Raw genomic sequence first — 23,838 nt, 5'->3', positions numbered from 1 at the left:
ACTTATCTTTTTTGCCATTGTGACGTTCGGTTACGAAGTGCTTTCGTTCCCCATTCATATACAACCCTCACTACAATATTTGTAACAACAATAAGTACACTCATTGCAGCTGCTGGTGCTACATTTCCTGCATCGTCCATATTTACAATTGATACAGCAGCTAGTTTAAAATCAGCCGCATATAAGAACACTACTGCCGATACAGTCACCATTGAATTTACGAAATAGTACATAACCATTTCTAAAATAGCTGGTAAACACATCGGTACTGTTACTCGAAAGAAAGTTTTATAAAACGGTACGCTCATCGACTGTGAAACAAGTTCAAACTCTCGGTCTAGTTTCTTTAAAGCAGTCGTTGCGGTAACAAACGTTACAGAGTAAAAATGAATGATATTTACTAATACTAAAACAGCAATTGTGCCATATAAGGAATGAAACGGATTTGTTACTGAAAGTCCTAGAATTTGAATTGTTGGTTGACTAAAGAAAAAGACATATCCTAATCCAAGTACTAATCCAGGAATCGCTAACGGTACAATAGAGAAAAAGTAGCCTACTTTTCTGAAAAACTGTAGCTGTTCTATTTTTTCAATCGCATAAGCGAACACAAATGTTAAAATCGCCCCGATAACTGCCGTAATAGCTGAGACAATTACACTATTTTTAAATGCTTCAATTCCGTCTCCTGTCAAACTTGAAAAATTAAAATGCTCAAGTGTAAAACTCATATTATATGGCCATACTTTCACACTTGCAGCAATACCAACTGCCACAAATAAAAGAATGATCATAAACGTGACTACGCTACAATATACGAATGAAATAACATCTCTTTTCTTATTATTTATTATTCTGTAAGGTACTGCTTTTGAAGATAAGAGATTCGCCTGTTTTCTTTGCGTAATACGATCAACTGCAAATGCAAAAATAGCTGGGATCAATAAAATCATTCCGACAGTTGCGCCCATGGACATATTTTGCTGTCCAATTACTTGCTTATATACGTCAGTAGCAAGTACGTTATATTGTCCTCCAACAATTTTAGGTGCCCCAAAATCAGTGAAACTAAGTGTAAATACAACGAACATCGCACTAATTAATCCGTATTTCACACTAGGTAAAGTAACCGTAAAAAACTGTTTCACTTTACTTGCACCCAACATATTAGAAGCTTCATATAAACGATAATCAGAACCTTGGAGAGCAATTAATAAAATAAGGAATGCTTGCGGAAATGTATACATAACTTCAGCCATTACAATTCCTACTGGTCCGTATAACGGTATTTGTATTCCTTCAAATAAACCAAACATTCCTTTTGTTATTAACCCTTGATTACCAAATAAATATGTAAGCGCAATACCGTGCATCATCGTTGGTGCGAATAATGGTAATAATGCTATGTATTGAAATACGCGCTTTCCAAAAACATTTGTACGAGCGATCGCATATGCGTAAGCGAAAGCGAGTGTAACCGAAATAATTGTTGTAGCGCCCGAAATCCATATCGTATTTTGTAGTGATTGAACTAGCGTTGGTGTTGTGAAATATTTACTGAAATTCGCAACACCAACAAAAGCTCCATCTTTATCATAAAAGGCTTGTGTAAACAGTTGTAATAAAGGCAATACAAGCATGATAAAAAACGCGAGAAGCATACCAATAATTAATAGTCTTTGTATCCACTCTTCTTTACCGATACGTCTCTTAATCTTTTTTTTTGTACTTTCTGCCTTAAAGTTTTCTAACATCTCCATCTATACAATGACCTTCTTTCCATATGACAACATATGATTTTCTGAGAAAGAGATTTGAATTGGCTTTCCTTTTCTAATAGCAGTTTCCTCTACTTCTGATGCCAATATATCCACTACAATTTTCTCATTATAAAGGTGTGTTTTCTCTTCTATGACCCGCACTTCCGTCCGGTATACAGAACCGCGAAATTCCATGCTTTCTACAACTGTTTTAATACCATTATTTTGTACAACTGTTACATGTTCAGGACGAATCGCATGTTCTTCGTTATTTTTCGAAAAGAAATTAATAGAACCAATAAAATCTGCCACAAACGGATTGGCTGGTCTTTGATAAATCTCCTCTGGTGTTCCAATCTGCATAATTTCCGCATGATTCATTACAACAATTTTATCAGCCATCGTTAATGCCTCTTCTTGATCATGCGTTACCATAATAGTTGTTACTCCCACTTTTTCTTGCAAATCACGCATTTCTCTGCGCAACTTTTCACGCACTTTTGCATCTAAAGCAGATAACGGCTCATCAAGTAACAAAATATCGGGAGACAGAGCGAGCGCACGTGCAAGTGCTACTCGCTGCTGTTGTCCACCAGATATTTGAGCAGGATATTTATCTTTTACATTCAGCAAATCCACAAGTTCTAACGCCGATAGCGCTTTTTCTTTTACTTCTGCTTTTCCATATTTTTTTGTTTTTAAGCCGTATTCAATGTTTTCAAGTGCAGTTAAATTCGGAAATAATGCATACGATTGAAAAACCATTCCGAAGTTCCTCTTTCCAGGTGGTAATGCTGTAATATCTTTTCCATTCACAGCAATACTACCTGTTGTTGCCTCTTCTAGCCCCGCTAAAATTCGGAGCAATGTCGTTTTCCCACAACCACTTGGGCCTAATAAACAAACAAACTCATTTTTTTTCACAGTAAAAGAAATATCCTTTAACGCTGTAAATGCATCAAACTGTTTTTGGATGTGTTGAATTGATAAATATTCGCTCATTTTTCTCTCTCCCACTCACTTACTTTTTCGGTTCTGCTTTTTGGCCAAACTCTTTTTCCCATTTTTCTAAAATTTTGTCACGATTTTCTGCTGCCCATTTAAAGTCATTCTTTTTATATAACTTTTCTGTCACATCTTTAGGGAATCCATCTGGAAGTTTATAATCATTTTTAATTGTCGCAAATCCATTTTTCTCGAAGTATAACTTCATTACATCATCTGTAATTGCCCAATCTAAAAATGCTTGCGCTAATTTATCATTTTTAGCATTATCTTTTTTAATAAGTGCGTTCGCTTCTACTTCCCAGCCTAATCCTTCTTTCGGCAGTACAACTTCAACTGGTGCACCTTTTTGTTTCTCTTTCAAAGCACTATAAACCATTGATACACCAACTGGATATTCACCTGCACCTGCTAATTTCGCTGGTTTTGAACCTGAATGAGTATAAGTTGCCATATTATCATGAAGTTTCTTCATGTAATCCCAGCCCTTATCTTCTCCCATAATTTGTAGCCATGCAGAAACTGTTAAAAATCCTGTTCCAGAAGAAGCCGGATGCGGCATAACTAGCGTTCCTTTATATTCTGGTTTCGTTAAATCTTCATATGATTCTGGCATCGGTAAATTTTTCTTCTTCAATTCTTCTTTATTTACAGCAATCCCCGTCATAAATGCAGTATTTCCTACCCATTTTTCTGGTTTTTTATCGTCTTTAAATTGCGAAAGGACACGATCTGCTCCTTTTGGAGAGTATCCTTTTAACATATCTTTTTTCTCTAAAGCTAATAGACTAGACGCTGCAGTTCCCCATACAACATCTGCTTGTGTATTTTTTCCTTCAGCTAGCAATTTCGCTGTAATAACTCCTGTTGAATCACGAACAATGTTCAACTTCACGTCTGGGTACTTCTGTTTAAAAGAATCAAGATAAATCGGTACAAGCTCTTCTTCAATCGCTGTGTAAACAGTTAATGATCCAGATAATTTATCATCTTTTACTTTTGCTCCAGCACTTTCTTCTTTCTTTGCACCACACCCCATTAATAACGAAAATACCATTCCAGTTGCTACAGCTTTAAAGATTGTTTTTTTCACTGTCTCTCTCTCCTTTTACAAATCTTATGTACAACTCTAATATAAACAACTAGTGTAAAAGCAGTATTAAACCAACATTAATCTTTTGTTTGTTGTTTGTTTTTGTGTAATACGTTGCTACTTCTATGTTTTTTCGCATTTTTCTGCTAATATCAAACGTGAAATTTACAAATAATTAAAAAAACCTTTATAATCCCACAAAAAAATGAGGCGTTTGTAAAAAACGCCTCATTTTTGTTTACCTTTTTTTGAATTACGATTTGCATACTTCGCACTATTTTCTCCTTCATACTCTAATGCAAATTCTGCATCTGGTAAGCTTTCTTTCGGAGTTTTATTATTATTAATTGCTGCATTTTGTTTTACTTTTCTTTTTACCAACATACTCACCTGCTCTCACGAAATAACTTTCTATTCTAGTTTGAAACAACTTACAGTAATTATTACTGGGAAGTGTTAACAAGTACATAAGAGCTTATAGATGGAAATACTACATACGAACAAGCCATTACAAAAAGGAGCGATTACTTTGAAAGAAAAAGAAACGATACAATCGCCAATTTTAGACGAGACGCTCCCTCATCAAATGAACTTTCCTTCTTTTAAAGGCACAGGCAAAAAGATGCAACAACCTTTTATAAATCAATATGATGTTGTAATTGGAGACAGTAAATACGATTCCACTAACAGTCCTCTTAATAATTGGAGTGATGAGGTAGATCCTGCCATTATGGCTGGGGAAGAATGGATACATCCTACAAATGATATCGGATGGATTTCAGAAGAAAATCAAGAACTACTTAAAAACGAAGTTGATAAGAAAAATGATGCTTTTATGCATCCTCAATTTGGAATTAACGACTAAAAAACCATTCTACCTAACATAGGTAGAATGGTTTCATACTATCCAATAATAATTCTCTCTTTCGGATATTTATAGCGAGGCGGTTGCTCTCTTCCGCCACTAGCTAATATAAATGTTAAAATACCGACGCGTCCGATAAACATAAGTACAATGAGTACAAGTTTACCAACAGTTGTTAAATCAGGAGTAACACCTGTTGATAGTCCCGTCGTTCCGAAAGCAGAACAAACTTCAACGATTAAGCTCATAAGCGGTACATTTTCCGTAATAGATAAAATGAATAGCGCTGAGGCACATAATAAAATCCCCATCGTCATAACGACAGATGCTTTCAACACGTCCTCTTCATGTAGCTGACGTTTGAAAACTCGGACTGTTCTCCCGCCTCTTGCAAATGTATATAACGATAATATACTAACTGCAAATGTTGTTGTACGTATTCCGCCCCCAACTGAACTTGGAGATGCCCCAATGAACATTAATATACTCATAAATAAAAGCGTTGGTTGTGATAATTCACGTATGTCCATTGTAGCGAGTCCTCCACTTCGCGTCGTCACAGATTGGAATAATGTATAAAATACAGTTTCATGCCATGACTTTCCTACTAAAAAATGATTTCGTTCTAATAGAAAAATCATAATTGTTCCAACAATAACGAGTACAAAAAATGTCGTTGTCGTCAATTTTGTAAATAACGAAAAGCGAAATAGTTGTTGTCGCTTTTTACTAAGGAATTGTTTTACTTCCATTAACACTGGGAAACCGATAGCTCCTAAAATAATAAGCAACATATGAATCATTTGAACAATATAATCTTTTTTGTACGGAATAAGTGATTGTCCTGTTAAATCAAATCCTCCGTTCGTTGTTGCGCTCACAGCGGCAAAGAAACCGTGAAAATATGCTTCTTGCCAAGTCGGGAAATATAGTAAGAACCTTGTACCTAACAGTATTGCTCCAATGAGTTCTATCGAAATAATTACAATTAAAATAGAACGCATCAATTCTACAAGGCCCGATAAATTCCCTTGGTTATGGTCTGCCATAATTAATCTTCTTCTTTGCAAACCAATCTTTTTCCCCGTTATAATCCAGACGAATGTACCAAGCGCCATAATTCCTAATCCGCCTAATTGTAAAATAAGGGCTAAAACAATAATTCCTGCCGTTGTAAACGTATCTGAAATCGTAACAACAGACAGTCCCGTAACACTTACCGCACTAACAGATGTAAATAGTGCATCGATAAATGTCCATTTCACTTCAGGCTTCGTAACAAATGGTAAACTAAGCAAAATTACCGATACGACTACTGCTAGTAAATAAAATACAACGATAAGTTGTACGGGACGTAACTTTTGTAAAAACTTTTTTATATTTCTCATTCCATCACTTCGCTACCTTTTTTCTATCGATTAAATAAAGAAAAATCATCACTTTCTTCATTTGTAAATAACTGCTGAAATAGTTTCGCAAATACCATTCCGTATACAGTTCCATTTCCCCCATACGGCAGTGCGTAATATAAATTATGTATTTTTTTATCTTCTTTTAAAATAGGAAGACCGTCATGACTGCCACCAAATGCTGCTGCCCAATAGTATTCTGCCCGTATATTTTTATACTGCGGGAACATTTCTTTTACAATGTTAATAAGAAGATCACGCTTATGCAATAATTTCGTATCGCCGATTTTTTGAATTTTCAGCGCCTCATCTAATCCGCCTATAACAATGCGGTTTTGATACGTTCGACTATACAAATACGGACGTGCTGTTTCCCAAATTAACGATTGCTCATGCCAGCCTTCAAAATAATCTATCTTATTTGTCACAACGGCATAAGACGTTTCTACTGTTGTATTTTTTTCTTTCTTTCCAAAAATTGCTTCATAACCTGTCGCCATAATAATATTCTTTGCTACTATTTTATTTCCTGTATTCGTGTAACAAATTAAATCATTTTGGATTTGTTTAATATGTAATGCCTCTGTATGTTCGTATATAGTAGCGCCCATTTGTTTCGCTTTATGCAAAAGACTATGCGCTAATAAATACGGATTCACTTCTGCATCACCGCTTGTATATAACGCTGCTTGTTTTGCAAATGAATAACGTTTCTTAATATCAGACTCTGTAAAATATTCAACCGGAAATCCATAATGGCGTAACGTATTATATTCTTCTTGTAAAAATGAAACATCCTCATCTCTACTTGCATAATACAAACTATTTCGCGGAATAAAATGGGGATCAATATCGAGAGTTGGCACAACCTTCTCCATTGTTTGCAGCGCTTCATAACAAAGTCTATATGCTCGTACCCCTTTCTCTTCACCAAATGTATGAATAAGAGAGGTTAACGATTTATCATGAACAAATTGTAATAATCCTGTATTTGCAGCTGTGCTACCACATGCAATTGCTCTTTTTTCAATGAGCATAACACGCATTCCAATTTTAGCTAACGAATACGCTATATGAGCACCTGCTTCTCCACTTCCAATTACTAGTACATCACATATCATATCATTTTCTAACGTTGGATAACAAGGCACAGAAACTCCAGCACTCCAAAACAACTTACCAGTCATAAGCTTCATATATTATACTCCTACCATGTAATTTTCTCCTTTCTATGTTTCGTCATTTTCCATAAAAAAATCCAACTAACATACGCTAGTTGGATTTCTTCTCTTTAATTAGAACGCTCTTCAAGCCAATTTCCAACCGTCGGATATGTTTGCTTTACAGCCGTTCCACCATACACAATAGACATATGTCCTGTCGGTAAACATACATACTGTTTATCTGTGCTAGAAATATGATCAAGTAAAGCTTCTACTTGACATGGCAGAGCGATATGATCACGCTTCGCAGAAATATTTAAGACATTCGCCTTAATATTTGCAAGGTCTACCTTTTGTCCGCGAATAACGAGTTCACCCTTCACTAATTTATTATTTTGATAAAAATCACGAATCCATTGTCTATACGATTCACCTGGGAACGGAATACCATCGCCTACCCACTTTTGAACTAATTTCCAACTTTCGACGAAGCGCTCATTTTCTGAACGATCGACTAAAGCAACATATGGACCGACAAAGTTTGTAATTGGTTTTAACATCTTATTTCCGAAATCAATCATTTCTGGCGGAATATTTCCGAATGTATCAACCGCTTTATCTAAATTGAAATATTTCTCATCTAATAAAGGACCGTATAATCCTGTTTCAGAGAAATCAAAAGGACTTGTCATAAAAATCAAGTTACGAATTGGCATGTCCGGATGAAGCGCTGCATAAATAGATGTTAACGTTCCACCCATGCAATAACCAAGTAAAGAAATCTCGTCCGATTTTGCAGTTCTCATTACTTTTTTCACTGCTTTTGCAATATAATCGAACACGAAATCATCAAACTTCAAATGACTATCTTCTAAACCGAATGTGCCCCAATCAAGCATATACACATCAAAACCACGATCTACTAAGTATTCCACTAAACTATTTCCTGGAGTTAAATCCATAATATACGGTTTATTAATAAGAGCGTATATTAATAAGATTGGAACTCTCTGTGTTTTTTCTTGTTTTGGAATGTAACGATACAGCTTCGTTTTATTCTTCGTCCAAATAACCTCTTTCGGTGTTAAACCAACTTGTGGTTCTGGTTCGCGTAATAAAACTTCGCTCGCTCTTTTCACACGGCGATATGCTTTACGATATTCTTCTGGGTACAACTCCAATTGCTTTTCCCATTCCGTTACGAATGTAGTCATTTTTCCTATCTCCTTTTTGGTCAATTTCTTTCTAAAAAAAGAAGTGCATTCCTGCTATGGATATGCACTTTTTTCTTACTTCATTACATGTATAATCCGCCGTTAATGTTTAATTGCTGACCTGTGATATACGCACCGTCACGGCATAGATATACTACACCTTTTGCAATTTCATCAGCTTGACCAAAACGTTTTTTCGGGATTTTCGCAACGATTTTTTGACGCACTTCTTCTGGTACTTCTGCTACCATTTCAGTATCAATAAATCCTGGGCAAATTGCGTTTACAGTTACATTTGTTCTTGCAAGTTCTAACGCTAATGATTTTGTAAATCCTAGCATACCTGCTTTTGCTGCTGAGTAGTTTGTTTGTCCAAATCCACCAGCTTGGCCAATAATAGAAGAAATACTAATGATTCTTCCTTCTTCTGCTTCCGATATGTATGGAAGTACCGCACTTGTCGTATTAAATACACTGCTTAAGTTCACGTCAATTACGCGCTCCCAATCTTCACGATTTAATTTTTTGAATGTACGATCTCTTGTAATACCAGCATTATTAACAAGAATATCAACTTTACCAAAATGATTCACAGCTTCTTCTACAAGTCTGTTTGCATCTTCTACTTTAGAAACATCCGCTTGAACTGCATAAACGTCATGTCCTTCTTTTCCTAATTCATTTACTAAGTTTTTAGCTGCTTCTTTACTGCTGTTATAGTTAATAACTACTTTTGCTCCCTCTTCTGCTAATGCTACTGTAATTGCTTTTCCAATTCCTTTTGCCCCACCTGTTACGATTGCTACTTTGCCATTTAATTGAACCATTTCTTTTCCCCCTTAAATGAATTTGTGAACGATTGTTATGAATCATTTTGGTACTCATACTATTGAGTCCATATATTAATTATGTTTCGTTGTTTATACATGAAAAGAGATTCTCCCTCTCTCTTTTACAAGTTATAAACAAACGCCATTATCATTTTTTATTTTCTGGCTTATTTACAGGCTTTACTTCTTCTTTTACAGGTACTTGTAGTTTAGCTAGTACTGCATTTTGCTTTTCTAGCAATTCTAAAATTTGATCAACTTTCGTTTCTAACGTGCGCATATCTTGTTTTACTTTCGTAACATCACGCTTTAATGTAGGAGCTTGTCCTAATGAATCCACTTTCTCTTCTAGAATTTCCTCGATGTTATCAACTTTATTTTCTAAGTTAATAACAAGCGTAGCTACTCTAGCGATATCCTCTCTCGTCGGCACATTCACCTGTTCTAAATAATTTTTTGTCGTATCATTTAATGCTTTTTGATAAAACAAATTCAAATCTAGAACGCTGCCCATCCAAGCAGAATATTCTTCTGTTTTAATTGTTTCATTGAGCGCTTTTCCCCAAAATGTTTCGGTTTGTTCATAAGCATTTTTCCATGCTTGCAATGGATCGAATTTTTGATCAATCACTTCGACTACACTCCCTTTTTCGTTTTTGAAACAATTCAACCTATTCACTATTTTCTAATATTCCGAATAAAACTTCAAGTATATATTTTATTTTTCTTTATTTTCTAACAAATGTATTGACATTAAAAACAGATAGGTGTAAATTGCACTTATAAGCAAAAAATTCCATCTAACTGATTCATGAGGTGATGCACAATCATGCTACATAATGAACCAGAACACCCAGAAAGTTTGGAAAAAAACCAAGCGAAACAACCAAACTCCATGCCAAAAAACTTCTTAGTTCCTTTCTTACTTCTCTGTCTAAAAGACTGGAGTCTTCATGGTTACAAACTTATTCAAATGCTAATGGACATCGGCTTTTCTTCTGTTGACCAAGGTAATGTGTATAGGACACTACGCAAATTAGAAAAAGAAAATCTTATTTCTTCTACTTGGGATACAAGCGAAGGCGGGCCAGCGAAACGAATTTATTCTTTAACAGAATATGGAGAGCAATATTTAACAACATGTGCGACTTCTTTTGAACATTATCAAAATATGTTGCGGACGTTTTTCACGTTATACACCAATGCATTCTTTCCATTTTCTACTTCTCCAGAAAAGGATGAAAAGGATTCTTCATCTTCACCTGGTGGTACAGCAGAGTAATCTGCGTTCACAATATGCAAAAAAACATTTGGAGGTCAAACAATGGAAACTAAGCCATACGAATTAGTCGATGCATTTTGGAAAAACTGGTCTCAATCTCTTTCCCTCTTCTCTTCAGCTGGGAAACAATTAGAGCAACTTACTTTAGAAACGTTAAAACAACAACAAGACGCTTTGCATAAATTAACATCAGGAGTAGATGAACTAGAAAAAGAACTACACCAATTCACTGCTCAGTTCAATAACCAATATACAGACTATGTGAAGCAATTAACTGGAAACTCCTTAAATGATCAAATTAACGAGTGGCAAGAAAAGTGGAATGAGCTTTCTAATCAAATGCACCAACTTACTGTTTCGCCTACGAAAACATCTTTGTCTATTCTTACTCAAACTAGCGGCCAATTTGAAGAAACAACTAAACACTTTATCGAACAACAACAGTCGCAGCGTGAAGAGGTTCAAAAACAGTTAGAAGTTTTTTTGGGAGAGTTCAAGTCCAAACAACTAGAACTCGCAAAGCAGTTCGAGGAAAACTCAAAAAATCTATTTACTTCCATCAAGTAAGAAAAATGTGGCAACTAACTGCAGCACAAACAAAACTCTTTCTTCCTCCTACTACATCAAGATGGTTTACATTTTTCGATATGGAAAAGAAGGAGGACAAAATGAATCCATTTCAAGAAGCACAAACTGTTCCGGAGCTTCGTTACGATGAGATTCAAGTCGGTGATCAAGCATCACTTACAAAAAAAATTACGGATGAGGACGTTATCAATTTTGCAAAATTGACTGGAGATGTAAATCCTATTCACATTCTAGACTCTTTTGCAAAAACGACAATGTTCAAAGAACGTATTGCCCATGGCATGCTCGTTTCAAGTTTTATTTCTACCATTCTTGGAACGAAACTTCCTGGAAAAAATACGATTTATTTATCACAAAATGTTTCATTCCGTGCTCCTGTCAAAATCGGTGATACACTTCGCGTTGTGGCAGAAGTTATTAAAAAACGGGACGATAAAAAAATTATCACATTGCAAACAAACATATATAATCAATCTGATGATATTGTCGTAGAAGGTACAGCGACAATACTGAAAAAAGAGTAGCAAATTTGCTACTCTTTTTTCTATCCAAGAACTTCTAATCACACCGTTTACTTCCGTGTATGAGTACGTCGTTTACACATAAAATAACATTACCAGATAGCACTTAGCTAAACTGGATTACTCTTTAAGGATGTGTATCAACATGGTGAAAACAAACAAATTACTAGTTCCGGGTGCAGAGCAAGCACTTGAACAATTCAAATATGAAATCGCACAAGAATTCGGTGTAAGCTTAGGATCTAATACAGCATCTCGTTCTAACGGATCAGTTGGCGGTGAAGTAACGAAACGTCTTGTTGCTTTAGCTCAACAACAATTACGCGGATAACTATATAACCTATGGCTTAGAGGCAGATATTCTCTGCCTCTTTCTTTTTTAACATACATAATAGTGCTTCTTCACATACTAGTAAGAGCAAATCGAAAGGAACGATATGTGAAATGAAACGGATTAACATTAGCATGAGTCCTCCCCGTGTTCTTACTGTATCTTTTATTATGCTATCAATTATCGGTACATGCCTATTGAAATTGCCAATTGCTACAACAACGTCTATTTCATGGCTCGATGCTTTATTTACAACGGTTTCTGCTTGTACGGTTACAGGGCTTGGTGTTGTGGACACTGGTAAAGTATTTACCTTATTTGGCCAATGTGTCATTTTAACACTTATACAAGTTGGCGGGCTTGGCATTATGAGCTTTGCTGTTTTAATCGCAATTATGCTCGGTAGAAAAATCGGCCTTCAAAACCGGATTTTATTACAACAAGCATTAAACCAAACAAATGTCGGCGGAATCATTCGTCTTGCAAAAGCATTATTTTTATTTTCTTTTACTGTAGAATGTATCGCTACTTTACTTCTCTCTTTTGAATGGGTACCAAAATACGGGGTTGCCAAAGGTATATATTATAGCTTTTTTCATTCTATCTCAGCCTTTAACAATGCTGGGTTTTCTGTGTGGAGCGATAATTTAATGTCGCACTCCCATAGCATTCTCGTCAATCTCGTTATTTCTTCCCTCATTATTTTAGGTGGGATTGGTTTTACGGTTATCGTAGATATAAAAAGAAAGAAAAACTTTAAAAACCTTACTTTGCACTCAAAGCTTATGCTCTCTTCTACTCTAATCGTCAATATTATTGCTACAGCTTTTATCTTCATATTTGAGTTCCATAATTCAATTTCCATGAGAGGTTTTACACCATTTGAAGAAGGTATGGCTGCTTATTTTCAAGCGGTTTCAACACGTACTGCCGGGTTTAATACTGTTGATATCTCTGCATTATCAAAACCTTCACTTTTATTAATGATGCTTCTTATGTTTATTGGTGCTGGCAGTGCTTCAACTGGTGGTGGGATTAAGTTAACGACTTTTTTGATTATGTTTTTCGGCGTATTTAAATTTTTGCAAGAACAAGATGATATTGTCGTGTTTAAAAAATCCATTAAAGATACGCTCATTGTCAAATCATTAACGATTACTATTATTTCAATTTCGTTTATTTTTCTTTCCATTTTAATTTTAAGCATCACTGAGAAGGTTCCTTTATTAATGAGTGCTTTTGAAGTATTTTCAGCATTTGGAACTGTCGGCCTTAGCATGAATTTGACGCCACACTTAACAATCATCGGCAAAACAATTATTATCTTTATGATGTTTTTTGGAAAGATGGGGCCTTTAACATTAGCCTTTTCATTTGCACGTAAAAAACAAAGAAAAATAAAATATCCCAACGAAGATATTTTAACAGGTTGACAACCGTATAAATTATCCATATAATGAGAGTACAATAGCATATCTCCAAAGGGGAGTAGCGTCCAAGAACTATTTCTTGGAAACAAAGTCGTCATTACGTAGAACTTAGTTCTTCCGGCTTTGTTGGCATTTTCATTACATATGTCTAGCAAGACCTTTGCCTATCAACGGCAGAGGTCTTTTTTGTTTTCAAATTCCTTCCACCGTTGATACGCAGGAGTATGGGGAAACTAAACAGTGGGGAACTTCTTCACTTGTTTAGTCTTTATAGAAATGAGAGGAGAATGTACATGGATGTATCATTATTATTGGAGTATGGTTGGGTATTACTCATCCTAATTGCACTAGAGGGGATTTTAGCGGCTGATAACGCTCTCGTTCTCGCAATTATGGTAAAACATTTACCAGAAGAAAAACGAAAGAAAGCACTATTTTATGGATTAGCAGGAGCGTTCGTTTTCCGCTTCGGATCACTATTTATGATTTCGTTCCTAGTAGATGTATGGCAAGTGCAAGCAATTGGTGCGATTTATCTTATGTTTATCGCGGGGAATCACTTATTTAAAACGTATGTTAAAAAGAATACACATGAAGAAACAGAAGAAAAAGAAGCAAAGAAAAAACAAGAGAACTTTTGGTGGACTGTATTTAAAGTCGAAGTTGCTGATATCGCCTTCGCAGTTGATTCAATTTTAGCTGCTGTTGCATTAGCAGTGACTTTACCGAAAACAGGATTAGGTACGATTGGTAGTCTTGATACAGGTCAATTTATCGTTATCTTTACAGGTGGACTTATCGGATTAGTTATAATGCGATTTGCAGCAACTGCTTTCGTACAAATATTAAAACGTAAACCAGGACTTGAAACTGCAGCATTTTTAATTGTAGGTTGGGTTGGTGTAAAATTAACAGTTTATACGCTAGCACACCCTGCTTTAAATGTCCTTCCGCATTCATTCCCAGAATCCACTCCGTGGAAGCTTACATTCTGGATTGTATTAGTTGGAATCGCAGTTTGCGGTTGGTTCTTCTCGAAAGAAGTAGAAGTAAAAGTAGAAAAGAATTTAGACGAAAAAGCGCTGTAATTACAGCGCTTTTTCTTTTTTCTCGTTTCAATTCCCCTCTCTATTTTTAGAAAAAATTCCATTATACTACCTTTTGTAAACGCTTCCTTTCTAGATGTATGTCCTTTTTGTGAAATATTGCACAAACTTATTGAAAGTATGAACAAATCCATGTACCTTATTCATATAAGGAGTATTTATAGACGATGTATTAAAGGAGCGTATTACTCATGCTAGAACAAGGATTAGATTACGTTGTAAAACTGGCTAAGAGCAAAAAACAAATGCTAGATATAAATCCAATGCAATATTTCATTCGTGCTGCACTTGCGGGCATTTATATCGGTTTTATTATTGTACTATGTTTTAAATTAGGTAACTTTTTTCATATTGCAGATTCACCAGCAACATATTTAGCTTCCTCCATGTTTTTCGGAATTGCTCTCGTACTTATTATATATGGCGGCGCTGAATTATTTACTGGCAATACAATGTACTTCACAGTGGCAACTTTAAGAAAAGAAACAACGATTTCTGATACACTTCGTAACTGGGTTGCTTGTTATGCAGGTAACTTAGCTGGCGCTTTATTCTTTGCCTTACTATTTTACGCAACTGGAATTTTCGAAGCAATTGATCACAGTCATTTAATGAATAAAGTTGTTGAAGGAAAGATGAATACACCTACAATGCAATTATTCTTTAAAGCGATTTTATGTAACTGGCTCGTATGTCTTGCCTGCTTCTTACCTTCTCAAGTGAAAGGTGACACAGCAAAAATATTAATGATGATGATGCTCGTTTTCACTTTCTTTTTATCTGGTTATGAGCATAGCATTGCAAACTTATCACTGTTTGCTTTATCTTTAGTATCACCACATCCTGAGACAATTTCTTTTGCGGGCGCTATTCATAACTTAATTCCAGTTACAATCGGTAACATTATTGGCGGATCCGTATTTGTCGGTATGGTATATCATTACTTAACAAAGAAAGCACCTGTTGTTGAACAAGAGAAAACTCAATTAGTTGGAGCTCAAACGGAGGAAATTATTCCTTTACAAGCACATATGAAACATTAAAAACTCCAAAGTTTTACTTTGGAGTTTTTAGCTCCCTACATATTTCAAGGCAATATAAGGATTAATTTCCCCGTTTTCCTTCCCTCTCTCTATGCTCTTTTTCATCTGATGCATACCGATGACATCATTTGTATGAAGGTGAATTTCATTAACATATAAACCTTCGTTGCAGAAAGCTTCTACGAAATCTAACCCACTTTTTTGTCGCCATCCCATATTATAATCGAGGGAAATAATATTCACCTCATTATCCCTAACAATTTGCAAGGCAGATTCTACTGTAGTTGCCAAAACATATCCGTATGGGCAACTTCTTTGATCATCCATATATACATTCATTTTCTATCTCCTCTCTATTTTGCATATGTGACCAACACATAACATATTGCTCCAAGGCTAATAAAAGGTCCGAACGGAATTGGAGTTCTTATGTTTATACATTTTAGCGCTATACCTATCCCGAAAAAACAAAGACTAAAGCAAGATGCTAAAAATAAAGTTATAAAAACCCCTTTCACTCCGACTATACATCCGAGTAACGAAAGTAATTTTACATCACCTCCGCCAAGACCATCTGGATAAATCTTTTGCATGCAATATAACAAAATGAATATAGTTCCACTACCAGCTAAACTATCTATCCAAGTAACTAACGGTACAAAAATACATTCTAAAATAAGCAAAAGCGCAAACCAAATTAAAATACGATTAGGTATTAGCATATATACTAAATCTGTAACTGAAATAATTAGAAGTAACGAAAAAAGCGATAAAATGATGATGAGCTCTCTTTCCATTCCAATTACATATACAGTAAGAAAAAATAAACTGCCTGTAACAAATTCAAATACTATGTACAAACTTGAGATTTTGCTCTTACAATTCGTACAACGCCCTTTTTGTATACAAAATGAAATGATTGGAATAAGTTCTTTCGGCTGTAACGTATACTTGCAGTAATGACAGTACGAACGCGGTGTAATAATAGATTCCCCTACTGGAACTCTCATCGCAATCACCATAAAAAAAGAACCAAACACCATACCTATTAACAATGCATATAAATAAGTGAACATCCCTTCCTCTCCTTTCCAAAAGAACATAACAAAAAAAGGAGAGAACTTCTACTTCATATTATCTTTATTCTATTAAAAAAGCAGGCCGTTTTCCGGCCTGCTTTCCCCTATTTTATACGATGAAATATACCGCTTTTAACGGCCCGTGTACTCCGACAACAAGATTCATTTCAATATCCGCAGAGTTACTTGGTCCTGTAATAAAGTTAATACAAGACGCGACTGCTTCACCTTTTTCCACACGAGAGTTCATATGTTGAACTGCTTGTGTAATACGCGGTACAAGTGTTTCACGTGGAATAATAGCAAAGTATACAGTCGGTAAAAAGTGTAAAGAACGCCCTTGTCCTTTATGACTTTGTACAACAATCGTACCAGATTCAGCTAAAGTATAATCACTAAATGCAATACCGATATTCGCTTTTTCCGCTATACGCATATTCTCTTCTTTTTTCTGAGGATCCCATACATTTACCTCAACATTTTGCTTTGGAAGCTCTTCTTTAAATAAAGAAGTCAATCCATAGGAATCAAAACGTTCATCTGCTGATAATATAATAGGTCCTCCGCCGTTTTCAACGATTACTTTTTGAATATCTTCACGTAAGCGGTCGTTTGTCGTTTCCACAACAGTTGTATGAATGTTTGTACATTGCTTTTTAAATACTTCTAACAATTCTTCTTGTGAATAATCTTTTAACGTTTCTACATTCACATTACTTTTCCATGCTGGACGTTCTACGCCTTCTGTTTTACGCGCGCGCCCAAGTTCTTTTGCGATATTATCTAGAAAGGACTCACGGTTTTGAATTAATCCTGTCATTATTTGTCCCCGCCTTTCTTATGATCTTTATACCAATCACGGAATCGTTCTTTACTTGGAGCTGGGAATTCACGAATATCCGTCCAGTTTTTAAGTGGTCCAACACCTTTTGATACACGGTTACCAGATGTAAATGGACTCATTGCTGCCGGTGCCATTTTCGATCCCATTTTATATAAAGCTGCTGAAGAAGCACCCATACTAAACATTTTCATTGCTAATTTTTCTGCAAGTGGGGCACGACCTTCTTGCTCAACGATGACTTGACGATGTTTTAATAATAAATCATGTAATGGAATTTTTACTGGACAAGCTTCTGTACATGCTCCGCATAAACTAGATGCATAAGGAAGCTCTTTGTAATCGTCATACCCACCTAAAAGTGGTGTTAATACCGCACCGATTGGTCCTGAATAAATAGATCCATACGAATGTCCACCAACGTGACGATATACGGGACATACGTTAACACAAGCGGCACAACGAATACATTGCAATATTGAACGGAATTCCGATCCAAGAATTTGAGAGCGGCCATTATCAACAACGACTAAATGAAACTCTTCTGGTCCATCTACCTCTTCCTCTTGAATTGGTCCTGCTACTGTTACATAACTTGTTAATTTTTGACCTACCGCACTACGACATAGTAAACCAACTAAAACATCTAATTCTTCCATTGTCGGAACCATACGTTCCATACCCATTACTGCAATTTGTGTTTTCGGAATCGACATGACAAGATCGGCATTACCTTCGTTCGTCACTAAACAAAGAGAGCCAGTATTTGCAACAGCGAAGTTACAACCTGTCACACCAATTTCTGCATCCATAAATTTCTCACGAAGTTGTTTACGAACAAACTTTGTCATTTCGTATGGATCATCAGAATTTTCATATCCAAGTTTTTCTTTAAATACATCACGAATTTGCGTTCTGTTTTTATGAAGTGCAGGCGCAATAATATGTGATGGTGGATCGTTATCTACTTGCAAGATATACTCTCCTAAGTCACTCTCTAACACTTCACAACCAATCTCTTCAAGGGCATGATTCATACTAATTTCTTCAGTTACCATTGATTTTGATTTTACAACTTTCTTCGCTTGTTTCTTTTTTGCAACGTCTTGAATATACTTTGCTGCATCCTCTTTCGTTTTCGCAAAGTAAACGTGACCGCCTCTTTTTGATACATTTTCACTTAACTGCATTAAATAATAATCAAGATTTTCTAACGTATGTTGACGAATTTGTTCACCTAGTTCACGCCACTCTTCCCAGTTTCCCAACTCGTCAGCTGCTTTTAATCGATTTGTATATAAACGCGTTTGTGCAGAAGATACCGCTCCGCGCATAAACGAATCTTGAATTCCATCGCCAACGCGATCATTAAATTTTTTCTCACTGATTTTCATAGACATAGCTTATGTTCCCCCTTCATGAGCGACTATTCAAGACCTCAGCAATATGCATTACTTTTACTTCTTTTCCTAAACGCTCAATACGTCCGCCAATGTTTAACAAACACCCACAATCTGCACCGATTAAATAATCAGCACCTGTTTCCATTACACTATCTACTTTTTCATCTACCATTTGCTCAGAAATTGGAGTCATCTTAACTGAAAACGTTCCCCCAAACCCACAACAATTTTGCACGTTCGGCAGTTCTCTCACAATTAATCCTTTTACGCTTGATAATAAAATTCCTGGTGCCTCTTTTACTCCAAGCAGGCGTGTCATATGACAAGATTTATGAATAGTAGCTATCCCTGGTAAACTTGCACCAACATCTGTAACTTTTAAAACATCTACAATAAATTGTGTAAATTCATATGTTTTATCAGCAACCTTTTGTGCACGTTTAGCCCACTTCGGATCATCTTTAAAAACATGCGGATACTCATGAAACATTGTCGCACAAGATCCAGATGGCGTAACAATATATTCTGCATCTTCGAAAGTTTCAATCATATGTTTCATCGCTTCTTTTGCTGCTTCTACATGGCCGCTATTATAAGCAGGCTGACCACAACAAACTTGTGCTTCTGGAAATTCAATTTCACAACCTAAACGCTCCAATACTTCAACTGTTGCTTTACCGACGTTTGTTTCAAACATATCGACTAAACAAGTAACAAATAAAGTAACTTTCATAACTATAATTCCCCCTCATTACAACTCCGCCAAAAATCATATGGTCATCAGATGACTAAGATTAGAAGAAGTAGGCTCAACCATGGCCTATCCTCTCCCTCTTCTAAAGAAAACGCTTACTTAATCTCTCTCTATTTTATCAGAAAATTAGATTTTTAAAAGATTAAATTACGAATTTATATCGCTTTTACCTGTGACAATATGTTCTACATTTGTTAAATGATCTAGCATCGCTTGCTGCGCTAATTCCACATCTTGCTTTAACACCGCATCATATATAGATTGATGCTCTTCTAAAAGTCGTTCTGATGTTGTTTGTTCACCATATAAAATAATGCGTCTTGATTCACCAATCGTTTCAGCAATCATCTCTGAAACATGATTCATGAGCTCAAGCAAGATGTTATTATGCGAAGATTCTGCAATTCCCATATGAAAATGAAAGTCTGCTTTTTCGCCAGCCTTCTCATCTCCAATGCTCTTTGCCATTTCATCTAACCACTGCTTCATATTTTGCAAATTAGCTTCCGTACGTTTTGCCGCTGCCGCTCGAACTGCCCCCACTTCGAGCACCTTCCGTACTTCTAATAAATTCAAAATATCCTCTTTCTTCATTAATAACTTGTTATTTAGTGATTTTGTTAATGAAGAAGGATCGAAATTCCTTACATATGTACCTTCTCCTTGTTTCATTTCAATTAAGCCCATTGCTCTTAGCGCACTTAGCGCTTCACGAACAGCAGATCTGCCAACTTGAAACTGCTCAGCTAATTGATGAACAGGAAGTAGTTTGTCACCAGGTTTTAACGTACCATTTTTAATCATTGTTAAAATAGCTTCAGATACTTCTTCGTAAATTTTTTTCGGTTTAATAGATTTGTACTCCAGTTAAATCACCTCAGTATCTTCCAAACAACAATTGTAACGTTTTATAAGAACTTAGCATCCATAACTATTTTAGAACGAATTAGTAAGAAGTACAAATGTTTTGTTCATAAAATAGTCAAATTTTTGATATTTGTTTGATATTAATTAATACATTTACGCGTAACTATTTACCTTCAATATGAAGAGCATATTCCAAAAGTTAGAATATGCTCTCCTCATCTTGTGCTTTTAATTTAATACTAACTGTCGTGCCCTTACCTTTTTCACTTTCTATTCTCCACTCACCGTCATGTATATGAACAATTTGCCTTACAATTGCAAGACCTAAACCTGTTCCACCGTGTTGACGACTTCTCGCTTTATCTACTCGGTAAAAGCGTTCCCCCAGATTTTCTAAATGCTCTCTATCAATACCTATTCCTGTATCTTTTATGTGCAATTCACAATAATCATCGATTTGCTTTAATGTTATTATGATATCCCCGTTTTGATTTGTATAACGTATCGCATTATCTAATACATTATGAAGTACTTGTTGCATACGATCCTCATCAATCATTACGATAATTTCAGGATTTAAATTCGTTGAAATACGAAGGTTTTTTTCTACAAACTGTAACTCGTACGTATTTAGTACATCTTCAATAAGCTGTGAAAAAACGATAGGTTGTTTCTTTAATGGAAAGTGTTCACCTTCTAGCTGCGCTAGATCTAATAAATCATGAACGAGGCGCTGCATGCGACCTGCTTCTTTATGAATAAGTTGCGTTACTTTTTCCTGCTGCGGTCCCTTCGCTACACCGTCTAAAATAGCTTCACTATATCCTTTAATATAACTAAGCGGTGTTCTAAGTTCATGCGAAACATTAGCTAAAAATTCCTTACGCTTTACATCTTCTGTTTCTAAGGAATTTGCCATTTTATTAAAGGCTTTTCCCAATCGTCCAATTTCATCTTCTGAAGAAATTGTAATCCGCTCTGAGAAATCTCCAGTAGCCAAATGATTTGCAACTCGTTCCATTTGCGAAAGCGGTCTCGTAATGGCGATAATAATTTTTCTACCAATCCATATTGTAATTAAAATCATTGCAAGTGCTAACGGCGCTAAAATAAGACCCATATCAAATATTAAGTCTTTTATACTTTTTAAAGGAATATAAGAGTATACAATACCAACTAATTTTTTATTATCTAAAACAGGGATGACAACACCCATAATATTACGATCAAAATGTTCTTCATACCCTATCTTTGTCACTGTTTTCCCATCTAATAGCGCCTGTCTATCCCCTTCACTTATAAGAGAATGATGGTGAACATCAAAAGGCAAACATGCGCTTAAATCACGCGGATTGTATACGAAAAGGACATCTGAACTAGATATTTGATCATATGCCCTTACTTTCTCTTCAAAAGTGGATACTCCTTCACGTTTATCATATTGCGTGGCAAGACGTTTCCCTTCCATTACTAATGAATCTTTTAAATTATCAACGTATAACTTTTCATATGAGTATAAAGATACAAAATAAAGAAAGGAAACTGTTACACATACTGCACATACTACTGTAAGCCAAAGCTTTTGTACCATCGTAAACATACGTTACACCTCAAATTTATAACCTACACCCCAAACGGTTTGAATGTAGTTTCCACTTTCTCCTAGCTTTAGACGCATCGTTTTCACATGCGTATCTACCGTTCTTGTACTTCCTGCATAATCATATCCCCACACCTTTTCAAGCAATTGTTCCCGGCTAAATACTTGTCCATTATGTTGACAAAGAAAATATAGTAAATCGAACTCTTTTACCGTAAGAGGAATCGTCTCACCATTCGTCTCGACCCTCCTACTTTTTTCATTAATAAGAATCGGTCCAAATTGAATCTCTTCTTGCTGTTCTTGCTTTGTATATCGTCTTAAAACAGCTTCCATACGAGCAATTAGTTCCCCAGGACTAAATGGCTTTACAATATAATCATCTGCTCCCATACGTAAGCCGTTCACCCTATTCCACTCTTCACCTTTTGCTGTTAAAAATATAATAGGTACATCCGACGTTTTTCGAATCTCTTTACAAACTGAAAGCCCATCCATCTCAGGCATCATAATATCTAGTACAACGAAATCGTAATGATCCGTCTCTAATTTTCGAAGTGCCTCTTTTCCATTTTCAGCTTCTCCCCACTCGTATCCGAAGTTATCTAAGTACATTCCGACAAGTTGCCTCATATCACTTTCGTCATCTACGACTAGCACGTTATATTTACTCATTGTCCTTCCCCTTCTCTCTCTATGAGTTGAAACGGTCCTTTTCCGACTTTAATTGTTTGTTTTATTTTCATATTCTTCATATCCATTACGCATACTTCATCGCTATCATAACTAGCTACATATCCTTCTGCACCGCTTTTCAAAAATGCAAATGGATTAGATCCTACTTCTGCAAATCCTGCCTCTTGATACGTACTTGCATCAAACTTTCTAAGCGTATTTGAACCGTGACTTAGCGCATATACATACTTATCATCCTTTGTTATATTCACAGGCATAAACGGAGCATGTAAAGAACGCATCATCTCTCCGCTCTGTAAAGAATACACTAATACTTTCTCATTCACTTGACTTCCATCACCATGTCCACCAATCCATATTTCTTTCCCATCAGCGCTAACCGTTGCTCCTGTTGATGCTGGTGGAATCATAAAGGACTGTATCACTTCTTTTTTCTTTGTATCAATGGTCGTTAGTTTCGTATCATAAAAGTTGAGTACAGATAACTGGTTATGATGCTCTACCATCGTTATCGGCCCTTTTCCTGTTGAAACACTCCCTGTCTCTTTTCCTTTTATCGTAAAGAACCTTACCTTTTGTTCATTTTGATCGGCAGCAAATAATTGTGTTCCATCATCTGATGCGATAACATTAGCAATTCCTTTTCCAATCTTATACTTGTCCACTTGTCTTCCTTCTGCTAATGAATATACATACATATATTCTAATTGCTTACCATAAACAAGTATTTCCTCGCCATTTGGAAGTAGCGTAACCCCCGCAATCGGCTCATTTAATTCCCATGTTGTTAATAGCTTCTTTGTTTTTTTATCAATAAAACTAATACTACCTTCCTTTATATTCGTTGTTATAATAACACTTTTATCTTTAGCAATCGGTGTATATGAACTTCCTTGACACCCTACTAATAGAAATAAAAAACAGAGAAGAAAAACATACTTTCTCAAAAGATTCCCTC

General features: G+C 35.7%; 26 protein-coding genes and 1 riboswitch. Of the genes, 8 read left to right on the top strand and 18 right to left on the bottom strand.

All coding sequences use genetic code 11. The features are described 5' to 3' along the window. Positions 1 to 2 precede the first annotated feature (2 nt). From B5P40_RS25095 to B5P40_RS32955, 4 genes are all read right to left on the bottom strand, one after another. Complete coding sequence (locus B5P40_RS25095; RefSeq protein WP_002188873.1) at positions 3 to 1,760, bottom strand: putative 2-aminoethylphosphonate ABC transporter permease subunit; 1,758 nt, start codon at positions 1,758 to 1,760, stop codon at positions 3 to 5. Then, positions 1,761 to 2,762: a putative 2-aminoethylphosphonate ABC transporter ATP-binding protein gene (locus tag B5P40_RS25090; RefSeq protein ID WP_016119857.1), complete on the bottom strand. Its 1,002-nt coding sequence runs from the start codon at positions 2,760 to 2,762 to the stop codon at positions 1,761 to 1,763. Positions 2,763 to 2,781: 19 nt separating this feature from the next. Further along, positions 2,782 to 3,858 carry a putative 2-aminoethylphosphonate ABC transporter substrate-binding protein gene (locus B5P40_RS25085; RefSeq protein ID WP_002030507.1) on the bottom strand — a complete coding sequence of 359 codons (1,077 nt, stop codon included), beginning with the start codon at positions 3,856 to 3,858 and terminating at the stop codon, positions 2,782 to 2,784. Positions 3,859 to 4,086: 228 nt separating this feature from the next. Next, positions 4,087 to 4,242 (bottom strand): hypothetical protein, encoded by a 156-nt coding sequence (locus tag B5P40_RS32955; protein WP_002011566.1) that lies wholly within the window; start codon positions 4,240 to 4,242, stop codon positions 4,087 to 4,089. Between the two features lie 97 nt (positions 4,243 to 4,339). Here B5P40_RS32955 and B5P40_RS25075 point away from each other — a divergent pair, with 97 nt between their 5' ends. Next, a complete protein-coding gene (locus tag B5P40_RS25075) occupies positions 4,340 to 4,723 on the top strand; it encodes a DUF3905 domain-containing protein (RefSeq protein WP_002188870.1) in 384 nt (127 codons plus the stop codon). 38 nt (positions 4,724 to 4,761) lie between these two features. On the opposite strand, the gene B5P40_RS25070 is transcribed toward B5P40_RS25075, so the two are convergent. The 5 genes from B5P40_RS25070 to phaR all read right to left on the bottom strand — a co-directional run bounded on the left by B5P40_RS25070 (position 4,762) and on the right by phaR (position 9,970). After that, complete coding sequence (locus B5P40_RS25070; RefSeq protein ID WP_002188869.1) at positions 4,762 to 6,111, bottom strand: TrkH family potassium uptake protein; 1,350 nt, start codon at positions 6,109 to 6,111, stop codon at positions 4,762 to 4,764. A 23-nt stretch (positions 6,112 to 6,134) separates the two neighbouring features. Further along, on the bottom strand, positions 6,135 to 7,328 hold the full coding sequence (locus B5P40_RS25065; RefSeq protein ID WP_002188868.1) for an NAD(P)/FAD-dependent oxidoreductase: 1,194 nt from the start codon (positions 7,326 to 7,328) through the stop codon (positions 6,135 to 6,137). A gap of 95 nt (positions 7,329 to 7,423) precedes the next feature. Then, the gene (gene phaC / locus B5P40_RS25060) at positions 7,424 to 8,509 is read right to left on the bottom strand and encodes a class III poly(R)-hydroxyalkanoic acid synthase subunit PhaC (protein WP_000206840.1); all 1,086 of its coding nucleotides are present in this window, start codon (positions 8,507 to 8,509) and stop codon (positions 7,424 to 7,426) included. 83 nt (positions 8,510 to 8,592) lie between these two features. Continuing rightward, positions 8,593 to 9,336: an acetoacetyl-CoA reductase gene (locus B5P40_RS25055; protein WP_113710107.1), complete on the bottom strand. Its 744-nt coding sequence runs from the start codon at positions 9,334 to 9,336 to the stop codon at positions 8,593 to 8,595. A 151-nt stretch (positions 9,337 to 9,487) separates the two neighbouring features. Beyond that, complete coding sequence (phaR, locus tag B5P40_RS25050) at positions 9,488 to 9,970, bottom strand: polyhydroxyalkanoic acid synthase subunit PhaR (protein ID WP_000566956.1); 483 nt, start codon at positions 9,968 to 9,970, stop codon at positions 9,488 to 9,490. A 198-nt stretch (positions 9,971 to 10,168) separates the two neighbouring features. On the opposite strand from phaR, the gene phaQ reads away from it, so the two are divergent. From phaQ to B5P40_RS25015, 7 genes are all read left to right on the top strand, one after another. Continuing rightward, entirely contained in the window at positions 10,169 to 10,621 is a 453-nt protein-coding gene (gene phaQ, locus B5P40_RS25045) for a poly-beta-hydroxybutyrate-responsive repressor (RefSeq protein ID WP_000903018.1), read from the top strand. 42 nt (positions 10,622 to 10,663) lie between these two features. Then, positions 10,664 to 11,188 carry a polyhydroxyalkanoic acid inclusion protein PhaP gene (gene phaP / locus B5P40_RS25040; protein WP_002011575.1) on the top strand — a complete coding sequence of 175 codons (525 nt, stop codon included), beginning with the start codon at positions 10,664 to 10,666 and terminating at the stop codon, positions 11,186 to 11,188. 101 nt (positions 11,189 to 11,289) lie between these two features. Continuing rightward, positions 11,290 to 11,733 carry a MaoC family dehydratase gene (locus B5P40_RS25035; protein ID WP_001067911.1) on the top strand — a complete coding sequence of 148 codons (444 nt, stop codon included), beginning with the start codon at positions 11,290 to 11,292 and terminating at the stop codon, positions 11,731 to 11,733. Between the two features lie 142 nt (positions 11,734 to 11,875). Further along, on the top strand, positions 11,876 to 12,061 hold the full coding sequence (locus B5P40_RS25030) for an alpha/beta-type small acid-soluble spore protein (protein WP_000241212.1): 186 nt from the start codon (positions 11,876 to 11,878) through the stop codon (positions 12,059 to 12,061). 113 nt (positions 12,062 to 12,174) lie between these two features. Then, positions 12,175 to 13,494, top strand: coding sequence for a TrkH family potassium uptake protein (locus B5P40_RS25025; RefSeq protein ID WP_033708914.1), 1,320 nt, complete (start codon positions 12,175 to 12,177; stop codon positions 13,492 to 13,494). Between the two features lie 38 nt (positions 13,495 to 13,532). Next, positions 13,533 to 13,705, top strand: a riboswitch (yybP-ykoY riboswitch). A gap of 79 nt (positions 13,706 to 13,784) precedes the next feature. Then, complete coding sequence (locus tag B5P40_RS25020) at positions 13,785 to 14,579, top strand: TerC family protein (protein ID WP_002011580.1); 795 nt, start codon at positions 13,785 to 13,787, stop codon at positions 14,577 to 14,579. Between the two features lie 209 nt (positions 14,580 to 14,788). Beyond that, entirely contained in the window at positions 14,789 to 15,640 is an 852-nt protein-coding gene (locus B5P40_RS25015; RefSeq protein ID WP_002011581.1) for a formate/nitrite transporter family protein, read from the top strand. Positions 15,641 to 15,667: 27 nt separating this feature from the next. On the opposite strand, the gene B5P40_RS25010 is transcribed toward B5P40_RS25015, so the two are convergent. From B5P40_RS25010 to B5P40_RS24970, 9 genes are all read right to left on the bottom strand, one after another. Further along, entirely contained in the window at positions 15,668 to 15,979 is a 312-nt protein-coding gene (locus tag B5P40_RS25010; RefSeq protein WP_002064363.1) for a cyclic-phosphate processing receiver domain-containing protein, read from the bottom strand. A 14-nt stretch (positions 15,980 to 15,993) separates the two neighbouring features. After that, positions 15,994 to 16,716 (bottom strand): prepilin peptidase, encoded by a 723-nt coding sequence (locus B5P40_RS25005; RefSeq protein WP_113710106.1) that lies wholly within the window; start codon positions 16,714 to 16,716, stop codon positions 15,994 to 15,996. A 112-nt stretch (positions 16,717 to 16,828) separates the two neighbouring features. Further along, on the bottom strand, positions 16,829 to 17,539 hold the full coding sequence (locus B5P40_RS25000; RefSeq protein WP_060751333.1) for a LutC/YkgG family protein: 711 nt from the start codon (positions 17,537 to 17,539) through the stop codon (positions 16,829 to 16,831). Beyond that, positions 17,539 to 18,960 carry a LutB/LldF family L-lactate oxidation iron-sulfur protein gene (locus B5P40_RS24995; protein WP_002011586.1) on the bottom strand — a complete coding sequence of 474 codons (1,422 nt, stop codon included), beginning with the start codon at positions 18,958 to 18,960 and terminating at the stop codon, positions 17,539 to 17,541. The genes B5P40_RS25000 and B5P40_RS24995 overlap by 1 nt, the downstream gene beginning before the upstream one ends. Positions 18,961 to 18,976: 16 nt before the next feature. Then, positions 18,977 to 19,696 (bottom strand): (Fe-S)-binding protein, encoded by a 720-nt coding sequence (locus B5P40_RS24990; protein WP_002011587.1) that lies wholly within the window; start codon positions 19,694 to 19,696, stop codon positions 18,977 to 18,979. 168 nt (positions 19,697 to 19,864) lie between these two features. Beyond that, positions 19,865 to 20,554: a FadR/GntR family transcriptional regulator gene (locus B5P40_RS24985; RefSeq protein ID WP_201053587.1), complete on the bottom strand. Its 690-nt coding sequence runs from the start codon at positions 20,552 to 20,554 to the stop codon at positions 19,865 to 19,867. A 229-nt stretch (positions 20,555 to 20,783) separates the two neighbouring features. Beyond that, positions 20,784 to 22,184 (bottom strand): sensor histidine kinase, encoded by a 1,401-nt coding sequence (locus B5P40_RS24980; RefSeq protein ID WP_002011591.1) that lies wholly within the window; start codon positions 22,182 to 22,184, stop codon positions 20,784 to 20,786. Positions 22,185 to 22,187: 3 nt separating this feature from the next. Then, a complete protein-coding gene (locus B5P40_RS24975; RefSeq protein ID WP_002126137.1) occupies positions 22,188 to 22,859 on the bottom strand; it encodes a response regulator transcription factor in 672 nt (223 codons plus the stop codon). Then, positions 22,856 to 23,827 (bottom strand): YncE family protein, encoded by a 972-nt coding sequence (locus B5P40_RS24970; protein WP_113710105.1) that lies wholly within the window; start codon positions 23,825 to 23,827, stop codon positions 22,856 to 22,858. The genes B5P40_RS24975 and B5P40_RS24970 overlap by 4 nt, the downstream gene beginning before the upstream one ends. Between the last annotated feature and the right edge of the window lie 11 nt (positions 23,828 to 23,838).

Source organism: Bacillus sp. SRB_8, assembly GCF_003264205.1.
In the GTDB taxonomy this organism is placed as follows: domain Bacteria; phylum Bacillota; class Bacilli; order Bacillales; family Bacillaceae_G; genus Bacillus_A; species Bacillus_A mycoides.
The sequence above is the reverse complement of the archived record's forward strand: the minus strand, read 5'-3'. Positions and strand labels throughout refer to the sequence as shown.

Bases quoted from the DNA above. Each gene is read 5' to 3' on its own strand.
- B5P40_RS25095 (WP_002188873.1), bottom strand. From the start codon at position 1,760: ATGGAGATGTTAGAAAACTTTAAGGCAGAAAGTACAAAAAAAAAGATT.
- B5P40_RS25090 (WP_016119857.1), bottom strand. From the start codon at position 2,762: ATGAGCGAATATTTATCAATTCAACACATCCAAAAACAGTTTGATGCA.
- B5P40_RS32955 (WP_002011566.1), bottom strand. From the start codon at position 4,242: ATGTTGGTAAAAAGAAAAGTAAAACAAAATGCAGCAATTAATAATAAT.
- B5P40_RS25075 (WP_002188870.1), top strand. From the start codon at position 4,340: ATGGAAATACTACATACGAACAAGCCATTACAAAAAGGAGCGATTACT.
- B5P40_RS25070 (WP_002188869.1), bottom strand. From the start codon at position 6,111: ATGAGAAATATAAAAAAGTTTTTACAAAAGTTACGTCCCGTACAACTT.
- B5P40_RS25065 (WP_002188868.1), bottom strand. From the start codon at position 7,328: ATGAAGCTTATGACTGGTAAGTTGTTTTGGAGTGCTGGAGTTTCTGTG.
- phaC (WP_000206840.1), bottom strand. From the start codon at position 8,509: ATGACTACATTCGTAACGGAATGGGAAAAGCAATTGGAGTTGTACCCA.
- B5P40_RS25055 (WP_113710107.1), bottom strand. From the start codon at position 9,336: ATGGTTCAATTAAATGGCAAAGTAGCAATCGTAACAGGTGGGGCAAAA.
- phaQ (WP_000903018.1), top strand. From the start codon at position 10,169: ATGCTACATAATGAACCAGAACACCCAGAAAGTTTGGAAAAAAACCAA.
- phaP (WP_002011575.1), top strand. From the start codon at position 10,664: ATGGAAACTAAGCCATACGAATTAGTCGATGCATTTTGGAAAAACTGG.
- B5P40_RS25035 (WP_001067911.1), top strand. From the start codon at position 11,290: ATGAATCCATTTCAAGAAGCACAAACTGTTCCGGAGCTTCGTTACGAT.
- B5P40_RS25030 (WP_000241212.1), top strand. From the start codon at position 11,876: ATGGTGAAAACAAACAAATTACTAGTTCCGGGTGCAGAGCAAGCACTT.
- B5P40_RS25025 (WP_033708914.1), top strand. From the start codon at position 12,175: ATGAAACGGATTAACATTAGCATGAGTCCTCCCCGTGTTCTTACTGTA.
- B5P40_RS25020 (WP_002011580.1), top strand. From the start codon at position 13,785: ATGGATGTATCATTATTATTGGAGTATGGTTGGGTATTACTCATCCTA.
- B5P40_RS25015 (WP_002011581.1), top strand. From the start codon at position 14,789: ATGCTAGAACAAGGATTAGATTACGTTGTAAAACTGGCTAAGAGCAAA.
- B5P40_RS25010 (WP_002064363.1), bottom strand. From the start codon at position 15,979: ATGAATGTATATATGGATGATCAAAGAAGTTGCCCATACGGATATGTT.
- B5P40_RS25005 (WP_113710106.1), bottom strand. From the start codon at position 16,716: ATGTTCACTTATTTATATGCATTGTTAATAGGTATGGTGTTTGGTTCT.
- B5P40_RS25000 (WP_060751333.1), bottom strand. From the start codon at position 17,539: ATGACAGGATTAATTCAAAACCGTGAGTCCTTTCTAGATAATATCGCA.
- B5P40_RS24995 (WP_002011586.1), bottom strand. From the start codon at position 18,960: ATGTCTATGAAAATCAGTGAGAAAAAATTTAATGATCGCGTTGGCGAT.
- B5P40_RS24990 (WP_002011587.1), bottom strand. From the start codon at position 19,696: ATGAAAGTTACTTTATTTGTTACTTGTTTAGTCGATATGTTTGAAACA.
- B5P40_RS24980 (WP_002011591.1), bottom strand. From the start codon at position 22,184: ATGTTTACGATGGTACAAAAGCTTTGGCTTACAGTAGTATGTGCAGTA.
- B5P40_RS24975 (WP_002126137.1), bottom strand. From the start codon at position 22,859: ATGAGTAAATATAACGTGCTAGTCGTAGATGACGAAAGTGATATGAGG.